The 16420-nt window shown below is 42.8% G+C and carries 14 protein-coding genes; 1 reads left to right on the top strand and 13 read right to left on the bottom strand.

Annotated features, from left to right (window positions below; all coding sequences use genetic code 11):
• Window positions 1-175: 175 nt before the first annotated feature.
• From LQ188_RS09190 to pruA, 7 genes are all read right to left on the bottom strand, one after another.
• Entirely contained in the window at window positions 176-1801 is a 1626-nt protein-coding gene (locus LQ188_RS09190; protein ID WP_230176663.1) for an amidohydrolase, read from the bottom strand.
• Between the two features lie 96 nt (window positions 1802-1897).
• Entirely contained in the window at window positions 1898-3229 is a 1332-nt protein-coding gene (gene brnQ, locus LQ188_RS09185; RefSeq protein ID WP_230176662.1) for a branched-chain amino acid transport system II carrier protein, read from the bottom strand.
• 241 nt (window positions 3230-3470) lie between these two features.
• A complete protein-coding gene (locus LQ188_RS09180) occupies window positions 3471-4835 on the bottom strand; it encodes a sigma 54-interacting transcriptional regulator (protein WP_230176845.1) in 1365 nt (454 codons plus the stop codon).
• Between the two features lie 262 nt (window positions 4836-5097).
• Complete coding sequence (locus LQ188_RS09175; RefSeq protein ID WP_076364404.1) at window positions 5098-5352, bottom strand: hypothetical protein; 255 nt, start codon at window positions 5350-5352, stop codon at window positions 5098-5100.
• Between the two features lie 35 nt (window positions 5353-5387).
• Complete coding sequence (locus LQ188_RS09170) at window positions 5388-6653, bottom strand: Glu/Leu/Phe/Val dehydrogenase (RefSeq protein WP_101223091.1); 1266 nt, start codon at window positions 6651-6653, stop codon at window positions 5388-5390.
• Between the two features lie 22 nt (window positions 6654-6675).
• A complete protein-coding gene (locus LQ188_RS09165) occupies window positions 6676-7869 on the bottom strand; it encodes an ornithine--oxo-acid transaminase (protein ID WP_034309472.1) in 1194 nt (397 codons plus the stop codon).
• An 18-nt stretch (window positions 7870-7887) separates the two neighbouring features.
• Window positions 7888-9435, bottom strand: a complete 1548-nt coding sequence (gene pruA, locus LQ188_RS09160; protein WP_230176661.1) for an L-glutamate gamma-semialdehyde dehydrogenase — start codon at window positions 9433-9435, stop codon at window positions 7888-7890.
• A gap of 384 nt (window positions 9436-9819) precedes the next feature.
• Between pruA and LQ188_RS09155 the strand changes: the two genes are divergently transcribed.
• The gene (locus LQ188_RS09155) at window positions 9820-11232 is read left to right on the top strand and encodes a sigma 54-interacting transcriptional regulator (RefSeq protein WP_230176660.1); all 1413 of its coding nucleotides are present in this window, start codon (window positions 9820-9822) and stop codon (window positions 11230-11232) included.
• 592 nt (window positions 11233-11824) lie between these two features.
• Here LQ188_RS09155 and LQ188_RS09150 read toward each other — a convergent pair.
• The 6 genes from LQ188_RS09150 to nikC form a co-directional block, all read right to left on the bottom strand.
• Window positions 11825-12511 (bottom strand): FMN-dependent NADH-azoreductase, encoded by a 687-nt coding sequence (locus LQ188_RS09150; RefSeq protein WP_230176659.1) that lies wholly within the window; start codon window positions 12509-12511, stop codon window positions 11825-11827.
• 33 nt (window positions 12512-12544) lie between these two features.
• Window positions 12545-13393: a VOC family protein gene (locus tag LQ188_RS09145; protein ID WP_101223095.1), complete on the bottom strand. Its 849-nt coding sequence runs from the start codon at window positions 13391-13393 to the stop codon at window positions 12545-12547.
• Window positions 13394-13397: 4 nt separating this feature from the next.
• Complete coding sequence (locus LQ188_RS09140; protein WP_101223096.1) at window positions 13398-13802, bottom strand: DoxX family protein; 405 nt, start codon at window positions 13800-13802, stop codon at window positions 13398-13400.
• A gap of 286 nt (window positions 13803-14088) precedes the next feature.
• A complete protein-coding gene (locus LQ188_RS09135) occupies window positions 14089-14853 on the bottom strand; it encodes a dipeptide/oligopeptide/nickel ABC transporter ATP-binding protein (RefSeq protein ID WP_101223097.1) in 765 nt (254 codons plus the stop codon).
• The gene (locus tag LQ188_RS09130) at window positions 14850-15647 is read right to left on the bottom strand and encodes an ABC transporter ATP-binding protein (protein ID WP_101223098.1); all 798 of its coding nucleotides are present in this window, start codon (window positions 15645-15647) and stop codon (window positions 14850-14852) included. Before LQ188_RS09130 ends, LQ188_RS09135 begins: the two co-directional genes overlap by 4 nt.
• Window positions 15644-16420: a nickel transporter permease gene (gene nikC, locus LQ188_RS09125; RefSeq protein ID WP_230176844.1), complete on the bottom strand. Its 777-nt coding sequence runs from the start codon at window positions 16418-16420 to the stop codon at window positions 15644-15646. The genes LQ188_RS09130 and nikC overlap by 4 nt, the downstream gene beginning before the upstream one ends.

The following is a 16420-nucleotide window of genomic DNA, read 5'->3' as shown; positions in this document are numbered from 1 at the left end:
TTACCCTTCCCGCTTTGAAAAATAGGATTACAGCAACCCCTTTTCCCCTTATACACCATGGAAGTGTAAATTTTTTCACCCTCTAGCGTAAAAAAAATTTTACTACCATTGAACACCGTTCTAAGAAACGAAAGGGACGAAAAGGAAATCCACTCCCTTTTCGTCCCTATTTCTTCTATTTATTTATCGTCTTTTCTTTTTGATAAACCAAAGAACCGCCCATATAGGTTTCTTCCACTGTAATCCTATCGATTTCCTCCGGTCTTATCGCCAAAATATCCTGGTCAAGCACAATGAAGTCTGCATGATAGCCGGGAGTGAGCTGCCCGACATCCGGGATTCTCGTTATCTCCTGAGCTGCCCGCGTGTAGAGTGTAATCGCGGTAGGTACATCCACACGCTGATCCTGACCGGTGTCCGTACCATCATAGGCAATTCGCGTGACGGCTGCCTTGATTCCGACGAACGGATTGACCGGATCAACCCATGCTGTTGCTGGTGCATCGGAAGAGAATGCCAGCTTTATGCCTGCCTTTAACATGGATTGGATGGGGTACGTTTGCCTTGTGCGTTCTGCACCTAGATTATTAAGGTAGCTTTCGATTTCGGCATATAAGAAGATTGGTTGAGGAACAAAAGCGATACCCGTTTCTGCTGCTCGCTGAAGTGCTTGCTTTGTAGGCATGGCTGCATGTTCGATTCTTATTGATGGACCATCCACTATCCATCCCGTTTTTCCGTAAAAGGTATTCACGATCATATCGATCGCTTGCTCCCCCATTGCATGTATGACCAATTGTATATTGTTTTCCCTGGCTGCCTCAGCTGCACTTAACAACTCCGCCTCTGAGGTCATCTGAATGCCCTGGTTCTTTTCTTCTCCTAAAAATGGAGGGTCGACCCACGCGGTTTGCCCCGACACGCTGCCATCCGAGAATAACTTAACCCCACCGATATGATTCTGGTTTTCTCTGTTTGTTTTACCCTTATCCAGGATCATATCATTCTTCATATCTTCCCAAATATAGTATAAAACAGTACGTTGCTTTAAACCCTTTTCGCTCGCAGACCTATACAAATCCAAGTAATCGATCGGCTTGGTCCTTGCCAGGAGTTCAGTGATTGCAGTAATCCCATGTGCTAATAATTTAGGACTCAATTCGGCGAGAGTATCTGTTTCTTCTTCGAATGTTTGAACCGGCATCACTTTATTGACCAGTTCTTTTGCATTTTCCCGTAATATTCCGGTCGGCTCCCCTTCTGAATCCCTGTCAATCTCTCCCCCTGCTGGATTTGGCGTGTCCTTTGTAATTCCCGCCAATTCCAATGCCTTGCTGTTGACGACAATTATATGGCCGCAGGTCCGGGTTATGACTACAGGGATCTCCGTCGTCGCCCTATCCAGATCGTAGCGTGAAGGGGACCGTCCTTCCGTCAATTTCCCTTCATCATATCCCCAGCTTTCAATCCAATCCCCTGATTTTTGGGATTCACACTGTTCACGAACGGCCTTGATCAAATCCTCAATCGATTCAACGACAGGTGGCATACATGGAATTTGCTTGGCTGCCTTCGCTAAAAATAGCGGATGAAGATGTGAATCTATTAATCCGGGAAGCACCCGCCGCCCTTGAAGATCAATCCGTTCCCCATTCATTCCGTCTGTCTCTGACTGTTCTCCTACCCACTCGATGCGCCCATTACGAACAACCATGGCAGTCGCATAAGGTTGTTTTGGATTCGATGTAAATATTTTCCCATTTATATAAATAAAATTCATATTTCGTTTATTTTCATTCATACTTTCCCTCTCCTTAATAAGTAAAAATCCAACATGATGAAGGTGCAAACTTCACTTCACCTTTCCATATTTAAACCTTATGCCGTTTCTCAACATTTAAGTTGAATGGTTTTCGCCATTCATGGGGCTTGAAGGAGTTTCCTGAGCCTGTTTTCCGTGAATGAACGTTCCCACGACGAATCCCAGTACGGCTGGAATCAGCCATGCAAAACCATATGAACTGAATGGGATGATGGAAATGAAATCATTCATGAATCCCATATGGATACCGATGCTTTCCAATGTTTCGCATAAACTAATGATGAAAGTGGCCAGGACCGCCCCCTTATAAGCTCCCGCGTTTGGTATGTACCTGCGGAAAACGCCAAGTAAGACAATTACAATCGAAACAGGGTAAATTCCCATGAATAATGGTACGGAGTAGTCGATGATCTTTTCGACACCCAGTAGCCCCATCAACACTCCAATGGTACAAACGACGATTACCCAATTGCGGTAACTCACTTTTTGTTTCGTCAACCCGCTAAGAAAATCTGCTATCGAAGCTGTTATTCCAATTGAGGTGGTAAGGCACGCTAAGGAAACCGCTATAGCTAATGCAATGGTGCCGTAATCCCCAAGCAGTTTATAAACCAGGCCCGTCACCAGCTGCGCACTGTCCATGTCATAAGGGAATAACCCGCTTCCTGTAGCACCGATATATAGAAGCCCTCCGTATATGATAAGCAATCCCAAACCAGCCACTATGGTTCCATTCATGACCACTTGCTTCATTTTGGAAGGTTCCGCATATCCTTTTGCTGCAATCGAGCCAATGAAAACCGATGCACAAAGAAGGCCGGTGAACACATCACCCGTCTGATAAGCACTAAAAAACGAGTGGCCAAACGGATTTTGAATTTCCGTATTTACAGGCGCCCCCAGTGGATCGATAGTGCCTTTGATGACGATAAAAAGAAGAATGGCGAACAGAGCAGGCGTTAGCACTTGTCCGACTTTATCAATGAGATTGGATCGATCGCTGGCAAAATAAAAATTCAATCCAAAGAAAACGACCATCGTCACGAAAGAAGGGACATTCGGGAATAATGTATGGACCCCCATTTCATGGGTCGTAGCGGCCGTCCTGGGTACAGTGACGAGCATCGCAATCCCGATCATGACGACCAGATTGAATACCTTATAAAACCAAGTGCTGATCGGCCTTGTCAGTTCTTCAAATTTCCCTTTTGAATTCAGGACCGCCACAACTCCCAGTATAGGGAGTACAATTCCCGTAAGAATGAAGCCCGCTAGAGCCGGAAGCCAATCCGACCCTGACGCAAGTCCGATCGATGGAGGAAAAATCAGGTTGCCAGCCCCAAAGAATACGGCAAATAAAGCAAAACCAAAAATAAGGCTGTCACGTACTATCTTGTTTGTATTCATCCATTCACCTCTATTTTTTATCACTCAATGAAACCAGCTTTTAATACGCCTATCACTTATATAAGCAAATGCCGTGCCAATCTTAACAATATTTTAATTATTTTTAACATCACTGGCATATTCCCCTGCACACAAGGCAAAAAAGGGTCACGATTCTATTTAGCGTCTAGAATCGTGACCCTTTGATTAGCCAAATCCAATAAAAAGTGGTGAAATTTTTACCTCTAGCGTAAAAGAATTTTTACCGCAATTTATGTTTTTCCATTTTATATTTCAATAATTGTTTGGAGATACCAAGCTGTCTGGCAGATTCCGCCATTTTCCCATTCGTATTTTTCAACTGACGCACAATGATCTCTTTTTCATATTGCTGAACCGCATCTTTTAAGGAATCCACATTAAGACTGTTGTTATTAGCCATTGGAGCTTCAGTATAATCTCTTATTCTTCCAGGAATATCATCAAGGGTGATTCTACTGGACTGGACATGATTATATGCCGTCTCAACCGCATTTTTCAATTCCCTGATATTCCCTGGCCATGGATATCTTTTGAAACACTCCAGCACTTCATCCTGAAGACCGTCGATATATATATTCATCGTATTGTTGTAAAAATTCAGATAATGATCAACAAGGACTTCTATATCCTCTTTTCTATCCATCAAGTTTGGCAAGTCAATCTGTACGACACCGATTCTATAGAATAAATCTTCCCGCAACCGTTTCTCCGCCAGTAAAATATCCGGTACCTCATTCGTTGCTGAAATCACCCTGATGTCCAAGCGGATATTTTTCTTCCCGCCCAGTCTCCTGATCGTTTTCTCTTCAATCGCCTTCAGAAGCTTCACCTGAAGATTCATATCCAAGGAATTGATTTCATCCAGAAATAAAGTTCCGCCTTCCGCCTGTTCGAATAGACCCGGCATGTCTTCCGATCCGGTGAAGCTCCCCTTATTCGTACCAAACAAAGTGCTTTCCCATAAACTAGCAGGGACCGCACTGCAGTTAAGTGAAATGAAGGGCTTTCCAAATCGATCGCTTAAATTATGGATCGCCTGAGCGATAAGTTCTTTCCCTGTGCCCGTTTCCCCAACGATCAAAACATTTGAGGTCGTTAGCGCAATTCTTCCAAGTTTATCTTTAATGCTTTCCATTTTAGGGTTAACCGTAATAATATCATCGACCGTATAAACGGTATTATTTCTCCTGAAGATTTTATGGCTCGAATATTTGTCCAAATATTGGATGGCATCCTTGGAAAAGAAACGCTTAGAGAATTCTACGGCTCCAATTATTTTACCGTTTTCGGCTATCGGAAATGTGGAATTGATCGTTTCGATGACCTCTCCCGTTTTGGTGATCATCTCTTGTTTTATATTACATAACGGTTTTCCCGTCCTTAACACATTCATCAGCGTACTATTTTCGTTCGTGATATTTTTATAAAAGGAAGTGACACTCTTCCCCATGAATTCTTCCGGCCTTATCCCAAGCTCTATAAGGACATTTAAATCTGCCATATCATAAAAAATGATAATCCCTTTATCATCTACGACCAAAACATTATCAAAATCGGATAATCTCCTGAATATATCCACATTCATATTCACCCTTCCAGCCTCCTCTCAACTTTACATATTCAAACCGTGACAATCCCCGCAGATCGGTCATTCACCTTGTAGCTTCCTGGTTTGTAACTGCTTGGTGCATTGTCCAATCATTCTGATATTTTACCATGAAACAGGGCGTTTTTTCTTTTCAAACTTTTTCCTGGCTTTGTCATCACCATATAAATGATCACAACAAAAAAAAGAGCATCCCAAAGCAGAAATCACTTCCGCCTTTGGAACACCCTCTTTCCTATAATCAATCAGAGCCAGTTATAACAAAATCGTCTTGGAGCAAAGCTAAAGGAAGCTTTCTATTTATAGGATCCCCTGCCGAAACATTAATTTCAGTAATGTGACCACTGGCACCTATTGAAACATCAATCAATTTCCCATCCTCCGTTTTCACTAAAAAGAGCCTCTCCCATTCATAAACATAGGAATTCTTTTGAACGTAAACTTGTTCGACGGTCCCATCCTGAGCACACTCGATGGTATGAATCGGTTTTAACACGGAATCACTCCTCCACTCTCCATTATTTGGCTAGCTTATACCCAGCCACGGAATATCGAGGCTTCTGCCATTTTTCTGACACCCACCATATACGCTGCCAGCCTCATATCCACTTTTCTTGTCTCGGACATTTCATATACTTGATTAAATGAATTGACCAATAACTCTTTTAATTTGGTTTGGACTTCTGCATCTTCCCAATAATAACCTTGATTATTTTGAACCCATTCAAAGTAAGAAACTGTCACACCGCCTGAGCTTGCCAATACATCAGGTACGAGAAGCACATTGCGTTCCGTCAAGATCTTGGTTGCCTCCAAAGTGGTAGGTCCATTAGCTGCTTCCACAACAATTTGGGCTTTGATAAGATGTGCATTTTCTTTGGTGATTTGATTGGAAATGGCAGCAGGCACTAAAATATCACAATCTTGTTCCAGAAGCTCCTGGTTGGTGATTGTATTATCGAATAGTGTCGTTACCGTTCCAAAGCTATCCCTTTTATCAAGTAAGTAATCGATATCCAGACCCTCAGGTTTATAGATGGCACCATATGCGTCCGATATGCCAATTACTTTCGCACCAGCATCATGCATGAATTTGGCCAAAAAGCTTCCTGCGTTCCCAAACCCTTGGACGATGATGCGTGCACCTTTCAATTCTATGCCCTTACGCTTTGCCGCTTCCTCGATACAGATGGTGACACCTTGTGCCGTCGCCTTTTCCCTACCGTGTGAACCGCCCAGTACCAGTGGCTTGCCTGTAATGAAACCAGGCGAATCGTGTTCTCTTATTCTACTGTATTCGTCCATCATCCATGCCATGATTTGTGAATTCGTATAAACATCCGGGGCCGGAATATCTTTAGTCGGCCCCACTATTTGGCTGATTGCCCGAACGTATCCACGGCTAAGCCTTTCCAATTCACCGATGGACATTTGGCGCGGATCACAGATGATGCCGCCTTTTCCTCCGCCATATGGCAGATTCACGATTCCGCATTTCAAACTCATCCACATTGAAAGTGCCTTGACTTCTTCTTCATCGACTTCAGGATGAAAACGGATTCCGCCTTTCGTCGGACCTACAGCATCGTTGTGCTGTGCACGGTATCCAGTGAAAATCTTCGTCGAATTGTCATCCATCTTGATTGGAATCCGGACGGTCAGCATCCGAAGAGGTTCCTTCAAAAGCTCGAACACTTCTTCAGAATAGCCAAGCTTATCCAGCGCCTCCTTGATTACGACCTGTGTTGAATCAAGCAAACTGGCAGTTTCTTTTTCTTCTTTGACTGTTGTACTCAATTGAATTCACCTCATAGGTATATTAGGATAAAACTTTTTTAATGCGTTCGATTGCCCAATCCAAGTCTTCTTTTGTAATCACTAATGGCGGAGCAAAACGGATAACTGTATCATGTGTTTCTTTACATAGCAATTTTTCTTCTTTAAGCTGCTCACAATAAGGTCTTGCTGCTTCCGTTAATTCGACTCCGATGAATAAGCCTCTGCCGCGGATATCTTTAATCATTGGATTCTTGATTTCTTTTAAACTATCCATAAAGTATTGTCCAAGCTCCAATGAACGTTCAGCAAGCTTCTCTTCTTCAAGGACTTCCAATGAAGCGATGGAAACCGCACATGCCAATGGATTGCCGCCGAATGTAGAACCATGGGAACCAGGATTGAATACGCCAAGGATTTCACGGTTTGCAGCTACGCAAGAGATTGGGAAAACCCCGCCGCCCAGCGCTTTACCTAAAATGTACATATCCGGAACTACTCCATCCCAGTCAGAGGCGAACATTTTTCCTGAACGTCCAAGTCCTGACTGAATTTCATCAGAAACGAATAGGACATTATTTTCTTTACATAAGTCGTAAGCTTCTTTCAAGAATCCTTGTGGCGGTATGATGATTCCCGCTTCACCTTGAATCGGTTCGATTAAAAATCCAGCCGTTTGCGGTGTAATCGCTTCTTTCAATGCATCAAGGTCGCCGTAAGGGATAAGCTTGATTCCTGGCAGCATCGGTCCAAAGCCCCTTCTATATTCATCATCGGATGACAAGGACACTGCTGCCATCGTCCGGCCATGGAAATTCCCGATACATGCAATGATTTCAGCTTGGTTTTCTGCGATTCCCTTAACATCATAACCCCAGCGTCTAACAGCTTTGATTGCAGTTTCAACAGCTTCAGCACCTGTATTCATAGGCAGTGCCATGTCTTTTTGCGTAATGCGCGAAACCATTTCATACCATGGTCCTAATTTATCACTATGGAATGCACGGGACGTTAATGTTACGCGATCAGCTTGTTTTTTTAATTCGTCGATGATTTTCGGATGCCTGTGGCCTTGGTTCACTGCTGAATAGGCACTAAGCATATCCATATATTTGTTGCCTTCAGGATCTTCCACCCAAACTCCTTCTGCCTTCGAAATGACGATTGGAAGTGGATTATAATTGTTTGCACCATATTGTTCTGTTTGCTCGATTAATTTTTCCGTTAAAGTTGTCATGTTGATTCCCCCTAAGATTTATAGCGTTTCAGATGTTGTTTTTCCTTGAAGATGAAGAACTAAATAATCAGGACCGCCCGCTTTTGAATCTGTACCTGACATATTGAATCCGCCAAATGGCTGGTATCCTACAATTGCACCAGTACAGCCGCGATTGAAGTACAAGTTACCTACGTGGAAATCCTCACGCGCTTGTTCGATATGTTCAATGTTGTTCGAGATGACCGCACCCGTTAATCCATAATCCGTGTTATTGGCAATCTCGATTGCATGATTGAAATCTTTTGCCTTACAGAATGCAGCCACTGGTCCGAAAATCTCTTCTTTCATGACACGTGCGTTCTCATCCACATCGGCAATGATAGTTGGCTGAATGAAGAAACCTTTTGAATTGTCTCCTTCTCCCCCTGTAACAATTTTCCCTTCTTCTTTACCGATTTCAACGTAGCTCATAACTTTGTCGTAAGCTGCTTGATCGATAACCGGACCCATGAAGTTGTTTAGATCTGTTGGTTCCCCGACTGTTTTTTCTTTCGTTAATTCAATGGCACGATTCAAGACTTGGTCATATACATCTTCCACTATTACGGCACGTGAACAAGCAGAACATTTTTGACCGGAGAATCCGAATGCAGAAGCGACGATTGATTGTGCCGCCAATTCCAGATCAGCCTCTTTATCAACAACGATCGTATCTTTACCGCCCATTTCAGCGATGACACGTTTTAACCAAATTTGGCCTTCATGAACTTTTGCCGCACGCTCATAAATACGGATTCCAACATCACGAGATCCAGTAAAGCTGATGAAACGTGTACGAGGATGATCTACCAAATAATCTCCAACTTCAGCACCGCTTCCTGGAATGAAGTTCACAACTCCTGCAGGCATGCCCGCTTCTTCCAGCACTTCGATGAATTTAGCTGCAATGACCGGTGTTGTACTGGCCGGTTTCAATAAGACCGTATTTCCTGAAACAAGAGCTGCCGTCGTCATGCCTGCCATGATCGCAAACGGGAAGTTCCAAGGTGAGATGATGACACCGACACCAAGCGGGATATAATTGAAAGCATTGTGTTCAATCGGACGGCTTTCCACTGGCATGCCGTCTTTAAGCTTCAGCATTTGACGTGCATAGTATTCCATGAAGTCGATCGCTTCCGCTGTATCCGCATCCGCTTCATTCCAAGGCTTTCCTGCTTCTTTCACCAATAGAGCCGAGAAATAGTGTTTTCTTCTCCGTACGATGGCTGCAGCCCTGAATAAAATATTTGCACGCACTTCCGCTTTCGTTTTTCTCCAAGTTTGGAATGTCTTATCTGCCGCTTGCATCGCTTGCTCAGCAAGATCCTTATTCGCTTTGGATACGGTTCCAATAACTTCTTCTTTATTTGCTGGGTTTACAGAGGTAATGACTTCATCAGTAAACACTTTTTCACCATTAATGATCAGCGGATATTTCTTCCCTAAATCATTAGCTACATCATTCAATGCCGCTTGAAAAGCTTTATTGTTTTCTTCGATTTTAAAATTAGTAAATGGTTCGTGTTTATATGTTTGGACCATTATAGCTCATCTCCCTAAAATTTTATGTTTTTTTCTTCACCCTTACTTAACAAGCAAGTTCCGTGCCAACTTTTCATTTTTTTGAAAAAATAATGATATTTCATTAGATATGCAATGAAATTCAGCACTTTTGGGGCAAAATTGACATAGTATGCCATCTTTTTTTGCTCTAATCCCTATTTATGTCTCTTAAACCTTACACTTTTTATTAATGCAAGATTCATGCCAACTAGAAAAACCATAAATAACAGCGTTTTTGCACTTTTTCCGCAAAATTTTTTTGCACTTCAATGCAAAATATTCTTGCTGTGCAAATTTTATTTGCGCCTTTGCTTCAATTCCTCTACAATAGCTCTAAGAAAAGAAGAAAAACGGGAGGCATTCATGCATTTAGATCAAATCATTAAAATAGAAGGTTTCCAAACCATCCTCCATTCACTAGTGGACGTAATCGATATCGGGTTACATATAATCGATATTAAAGGGCGGACCATTATATATAACAAGAAAATGGCTGAAATAGAAGGCATGGATTCAGAAGAGGTATTAGGGAAAAAGATTCACGAGATCTTTATATTCAAGGAAGAAACAGAGAGCACATTAATACGGGCGCTTCATTCTGGAAGGAAAACCGAAAACTCGAAGCAGACCTACTTCAATAATCTCGGACAGGAAATTACAACAATCAATAATACGTTTCCTATTTTGGACCAGAATCAAAATATCATCGGAGCCATTGAAGTGGCAAAGGATATAACGAATCTGGAAAGAATCATTAAAGATAATATCTTGAATAAAGGCGATACGAAATATACGTTTGACAGCATCATCGGAACGAGTGAGAATTTCTTGGAAGTCATTGAAAAAAGCAAGCGTTCGACCAGGACGGCATCCTCCATCCTCATCGTCGGGGAGACGGGAACGGGAAAAGAGCTCTTTGCCCAAAGCATCCATAATGGCAGCAGCCGTTCGACACATCCTTTCATCAGCCAAAACTGTGCTGCCCTGCCAGATAGTCTTATTGAAGGAATTCTTTTTGGTACGAAGAAAGGGGCCTTCACCGGATCGATTGAAAGGCCAGGTTTATTCGAACAGGCACAGGGCGGGACCATCCTTCTTGATGAAATCAATTCCTTAAATCCGAATATGCAAGCGAAATTATTACGAGCCCTTCAAGAAAGGACGATTCGCCGTGTTGGGGATACAAAAGATAAAAATATTGACGTACGGGTCATAGCAACGATAAATGAAGATCCGATAGATGCCATTGCAAATGATCATTTACGAAAGGATTTATACTACCGATTAAGTGTCGTTTCATTATTCATCCCGCCTCTTCGTGAACGGAAAGAGGATATTCCTCTGCTGGCGCAATCCTTCATCGAGAAATTCAATGCGCTGTTCGAATTGAATATAGAAGGAATCAGCGAAGATGTCTACTCGCTTTTTTATGATTACGACTGGCCCGGGAACGTAAGGGAACTTGAACATATCATTGAGGGGGCCATGAATTTAATGGAACCTGGAGATACAAAGATTGCCATCACCCACCTTCCGGCTCTATTTAGGAAGAAAGCCCATTTGGAAGACATTCGTCCCGATAAAAAAGAAAATCATGAAAATGGAGATTTACAGGAGTCGACCTTATCTCTTGATGATTATATCGCCCATACTGAAAAGCAATACTTGGAGAAGATTTTAAAAGAACATGGGATGAATATCTCCAAAGCAGCCAAGGCCCTGAATATTAGCCGCCAAAGTCTTCAATACCGCTTGAAAAAGTATCAGGTCAAATAACACAAAGAAGGCCCCCATTATATATATGGTGGGCCTTTAGTTTATCGGCGGAAAGCGAGCGGGTTTCATGCGTATATCCTAAAATAAATGCCCAAATTCCGAATAGTGAGGTGAAGGTTAAAAAAATTCGTGAACGGTTGAATTAAGTTACATGTAGGTCGAATTAATGCATCAACGGGCGAATTAAATCCCATGTAGGTCGAATTAATGCATCAACGGGCGAATTAAATCCCATGTAGGTCGAATTAATGCATCAACGGTCGAATTAAATCCCGTGTAGGTCGAATTAAATGCCATGTAGGTCGAATTAATGCTTCAACGGTCGAATTAAATCCCATGTAGGTCGAATTAATGCATCAACGGTCGAATTAAATCCCGTGTAGGTCGAATTAATGCATCAACGGTCGAATTAAATCCCGTGTAGGTCGAATTAATGCACCAACGGTCGAATTAAAGGTCGAATTAATGCGTGAACTGCCGAATAATGCCGTGTAGATCAAGGCAGACTCACTTTCTGCGAATTTGTCTACAGTCTGAAGGCCCTCATTGATAATGAGGGCCTTTTTTTGCTTCTATTCATTTTACTTCGCAATCAGAATGCTTCAGCCGCTTTTACAACGTTTTCCAAACCATCCGCGATGATTTTTTGTGTCCGATCCGGATACTGATTATGTCCTTCAATGACCACGACATCCGGATTGTTAATTCCCCATAGGCCAATGATATTTTTCACTAAATTCACGGCCATTTCAGCAGAAGCCATTCCTTCTAATGCATAATCAGAACCGCGGGCATTCAATAGCATGACTTTTTTATCACCAGCATACCCGACAGGACCTTCTGCCGTATAATTGAACATTTTACCTGCTTGTGCCAAATAGGAAAGATATGTGATAAGCGGCGCAGGAACCGTTGCGTTCCAGAGAGGGAAAGCGAATACCACTTTATCCATGGCCAGGAATTGATTTAAATATTGGTCAACCAGATCGGCCGCCTTTTCCTCTTCGGCTGTCAGTTCAAGACCTTGGTTACGTTTATACAAACCGGTAATTGCCGTATTTCCATAGTAAGGAAGTTCTTCTTTAAATAAATCCAGTTCTGTCACTTCATCTGTACGGTGTGTCTCTTTATATGCTTTTAAGAAGGTGTCATACATTTTCGAGCTGATTGCCTGTTCTGAAGGACGATCGTTCACTTTTACGAATAATACTTTTGTCATTTTTCCATTCTCCCCTGCCGCGTTTTCTTTATTTCTAAATAATCTACTTAAGAATCCCATATCCTCTCACCATTGCTTTCTGATTTATAATATTTAGACGATTAAATGAATCTCATTGCCTGATGGATCTGTTACAGCGAAAAACCCTTCTTTTTCCGTGACGACAGCCCCGATTCCTTTCAGTTGTTCGGTTACTTTTTTTCTCGCTTCTTCGTCTGCAAAAACGAGAGTATACCAGTTTAGCCCTACACTATTTTCCTTAGGAGCAGGGGCGCCAACGCCATTCCAAGTGTTCAACCCTATGTGATGATGATATCCACCGGTTGAAGTAAAGAGCGCTCCTCCATATCGATTCACGACGCTAAACCCAAGACCTTGCATGTAAAACTCCTCCGTTTTACGTAAATCCGCTACATGCAGATGTATATGCCCCATTAAGGTACCTGCAGGCAGTTTGCTCCACTCACCATCGCTTTCTTTCAGAAGGTCATTCCCATCCAGCGGATCCGTGCCCATTGCGACTTCCCCTCCGGCCCATCTCCAATCAGTTGATGGCCGATCAGAGTATACTTCAATCCCATTGCCATCCGGATCGGTAATGTACAGCGCTTCACTCACTTCATGATCAGCCGCTCCAAAAGGATATTTCGTTTGAAGTAAATGGCGTAAAAATATCGATAAGTCAGCACGGCTTGGCAGTAAAAGGGCAAAGTGATACAAGCCCGTCGTCCGCCCTTCTTTCGGAATCACATCTGCAGGCTGCTCAAGTGTCAGCAACGGGGTTTTACCGTCTGTCGTCAAAACAGCTTGCCGGTCGGTTTTATTCAATACTTGAAGACCGATGATTTCTTGATAAAACAGAATGGCATTATTTAAATCCAATACATTTATACTGACCTCGCCAACAAAGGTAATTGGTTTTTGATGAAAATTTTTATCCATATTGTCACTTCCCTTTTTTATTGAAAATCACATGATCCAAAGAAAGAACCGTGCGGTTTGCACACGCTAGATAGACAGACATGGCAAGCAGTGCCAAGTCCAGTTCGTAACCCGCCGCTTGCCCGTTTCCAAGAAAACCAGCAGGTAATTTAGCCGTGAAAATCGCCCCCGCCATAATGACCGCAAATAGGACGGATACGATTCGTGTTCCCAAACCCAGTATAACCGCAAGTCCTCCAATCAATTCGATTCCTGCAACGATGTATGCCATGAAGCCAGGAATGCCAAGGCTATCGAAAAATCCCGCCGTATTTCCTATGCCCCCTTGAAACTTTGAAATGCCGTGAATGAAAAAAGTAAGACCTAAAATCACCCTTAAAAAAACTTGACCTGCATCATTTTTATTCATGTATGAATTCTCCTTTTGTCAGTTACTTTATGTAAGTAATTATATTTTCATAAGCTTATAATGTCAAGTAAGTTTATTGGAATTCATTTTTTTACCTAAAAAAACGAATTGCCGAAAGCAACTCGTTATAAGGTGTCACTATTTAAATGTGTAATAAATGGTTGAATTGATGATGAAAGAATCCGCAATCGTTCTCCCGACTTCCTCACATGCCACCTTACTTCCTCCTTAAGTATCAAACTTAATCGAAATCATTACGATTTAAACTCGAATAAACACAACTTCATTATTCAAACATCGAAATCAGTTCTTTTGTGTATGAATGGCGATCGCTGCAAAAAAGCTGTTCTTTTTCAAAAGAATCCACAATAACACCCCCTTTCATCACCATGATCCGTTGGCTCATCTCCTGTACAGCCGATAGATCATGGGAAATAAAAAGGTAAGAAATGTCCAAAGTCTCCCGCAGCCCGCCTAACAATTTCAGCACCGCCGCTTGAGACAGAACGTCCAGGCTTGAAGCCGGTTCATCCAATATAATGAGGGCCGGTTCAATGCTGATTGCGCGTGCAATGGTCACCCGCTGCTTTTGTCCGCCGCTTAGCTCATGCGGGTAACGTTCAGCAAAACTCCTTGGAAGCTCCACAGTTTCCAGGAGCTGTTCGATAAAGTTCGCTTCACTTGTATAAGTAAAATGTTTCAGATTTACCTGACTGCCAAATTGAAGATATGGATCCATTAGTGAATCTTTAATCCTTAGTTTTGGATTCAAAGCCGATGCAGGATTCTGCAAAACAGCCTGGATGTTCTTACGATACGGTTTTAAACTGCGTTCGCTTTTGTTTTGCAGCGCCGTTCCTTCAAATAGGATGCTGCCCTGGTCAAAAGATTCAACCTGAAGGATGAGTCTTGCCAATGTGCTTTTTCCGCTCCCGCTCTCTCCTACTAATCCAAGGCATTCCTTCCTTTCGATGCTGAAATTCACGTTCCTTAGTATTTCCACTCCGTTATCATAGCTTTTATGGACATTGCGTACGTCTAATAAACTCATCCTGACACTCCTTCAAGCTTAAATGGAATTCTGCTCAATGATGGTGATGATTGAATCAGTTCATTCGTATAAGTGTGCCGTGGATGATTCAATACCTGATTTTTATCACCGGTCTCAATGATGGCCCCGTCTTTCATGACCGCAATGCGATCCGCATACTTCCTGACATGACGTAAATCATGGGTAATGAACAAGATCGCACATCCGGTTTCTTTTTGGAGCCTTGATAACAGCTGTAAGACCTTAAATGAAGATACACTGTCCAAGGCTGTGGTCGGTTCATCCGCTATCAATATATCCGGCTCAAGCAGCAGGGCTATTGAAATGGATACACGTTGAAGCTGCCCCCCGCTTAATTGAAAAGGGTATCTGCTGTAGATATCTTCATTCAGGCCCACCGAAATGAGCGCCTTGACCGCTTGCTTGCGCCTCTCCTTTTTGGAAAGGTTCAAATGTGTTCGCTGATATTCGTCGAAATGTTTACCGATGGTAAGGAACGGTGTAAATGAACCCTGGTAATCTTGAAAAATATAAGCCAGGCGCTTTCCGCGAATCTTCCTGATTTCTGAGGAAGATAGCGTTAATAAATTCTTTTCCCCGTACCATATTTCTCCCTTCGCTTGGAGATTGGGTGCAAGCAGCTGACATATTGCCATGGCAGTCATGCTTTTGCCGCTCCCGCTTTGTCCTACAAGTGCGAACCATTCACCTTTCTGCACATCCAATGAAATATCCTTGACGATATGATTTTGCTTCCCCATGATATTTAGATGCCTCACGGATAAAATGCTCATGATTCCACCTCCTTTTTCACATCGAATGCATCGCGCAAATAATCACCGAGCATGTTGGATAGAAGGACGACAAATACGATGGCTAGCCCTGGGTAAATCATCAGCAACATATTGGATTGAAAGTATGGACGGGCATCATTCAGCATGGCTCCCCACTCTGGTGCCGGCGGCTGCGCCCCGAGCCCCATATATGATAAGGAAGATATGAGCAAAATGATTTTTCCTAAATCAAGGCTAGAAAGGACCAACACGTTCCCGATAAGGTGCGGAAATAGATGCTTCCGCATGATTCCAAATGAACTTAATCCATTGATTTTAGCAACTGTGACATAGTCCTTCTGACGTTCGGTGATCACCGCACTTCGTACAAGCCGGGCATAATTCACCCATTTCACTAGAACGATCGCCAACAGGAGATTTTCGATTCCTGGTCCTAATAAACCACTAAGCACAATGGCAACGATCGTATCAGGGAATGCGAGAAACGCGTCTGCAATTCGCATGAAAATCCGATCGATCAGACCTCCTTTAAAACCGGCAATCACACCGAACGGGACGCCGATGATAACCGCGGCAAACAAAGATAAGAGACCGTAGCCAACCGTCAGCTGTGCGCCAAGCAGAAGACGTGTTAATACATCACGCCCTAGATGATCTGTCCCTAACGGATGTTCCATGCTTGCCGGCCGTAACCTTTCTCCCAGATTTACCTGTGCCGGATCATGTTCCAGAATAAGAAAGGTGTAAGCCGTAACGGCAAGGACTGTAGCCAT

Origin of the sequence: Peribacillus sp. Bi134 (genome assembly GCF_918698065.1) — a bacterium.
In the GTDB taxonomy this organism is placed as follows: Bacteria; Bacillota; Bacilli; order Bacillales; family DSM-1321; genus Peribacillus.
The sequence above is the reverse complement of the archived record's forward strand: the minus strand, read 5'-3'. Positions and strand labels throughout refer to the sequence as shown.

Coding starts and splice junctions, on each gene's coding strand:
- LQ188_RS09190 (WP_230176663.1), bottom strand. CDS start 1,801: ATGAATGAAAATAAACGAAATATGAATTTTATTTATATAAATGGGAAA.
- brnQ (WP_230176662.1), bottom strand. CDS start 3,229: ATGAATACAAACAAGATAGTACGTGACAGCCTTATTTTTGGTTTTGCT.
- LQ188_RS09180 (WP_230176845.1), bottom strand. CDS start 4,835: ATGAATGTGGATATATTCAGGAGATTATCCGATTTTGATAATGTTTTG.
- LQ188_RS09165 (WP_034309472.1), bottom strand. CDS start 7,869: ATGACAACTTTAACGGAAAAATTAATCGAGCAAACAGAACAATATGGT.
- pruA (WP_230176661.1), bottom strand. CDS start 9,435: ATGGTCCAAACATATAAACACGAACCATTTACTAATTTTAAAATCGAA.
- LQ188_RS09155 (WP_230176660.1), top strand. CDS start 9,820: ATGCATTTAGATCAAATCATTAAAATAGAAGGTTTCCAAACCATCCTC.
- LQ188_RS09150 (WP_230176659.1), bottom strand. CDS start 12,511: ATGGGATTCTTAAGTAGATTATTTAGAAATAAAGAAAACGCGGCAGGG.
- LQ188_RS09145 (WP_101223095.1), bottom strand. CDS start 13,393: ATGGATAAAAATTTTCATCAAAAACCAATTACCTTTGTTGGCGAGGTC.
- LQ188_RS09140 (WP_101223096.1), bottom strand. CDS start 13,802: ATGAATAAAAATGATGCAGGTCAAGTTTTTTTAAGGGTGATTTTAGGT.
- LQ188_RS09135 (WP_101223097.1), bottom strand. CDS start 14,853: ATGAGTTTATTAGACGTACGCAATGTCCATAAAAGCTATGATAACGGA.
- LQ188_RS09130 (WP_101223098.1), bottom strand. CDS start 15,647: ATGAGCATTTTATCCGTGAGGCATCTAAATATCATGGGGAAGCAAAAT.
- nikC (WP_230176844.1), bottom strand. CDS start 16,420: ATGGCTACAGTCCTTGCCGTTACGGCTTACACCTTTCTTATTCTGGAA.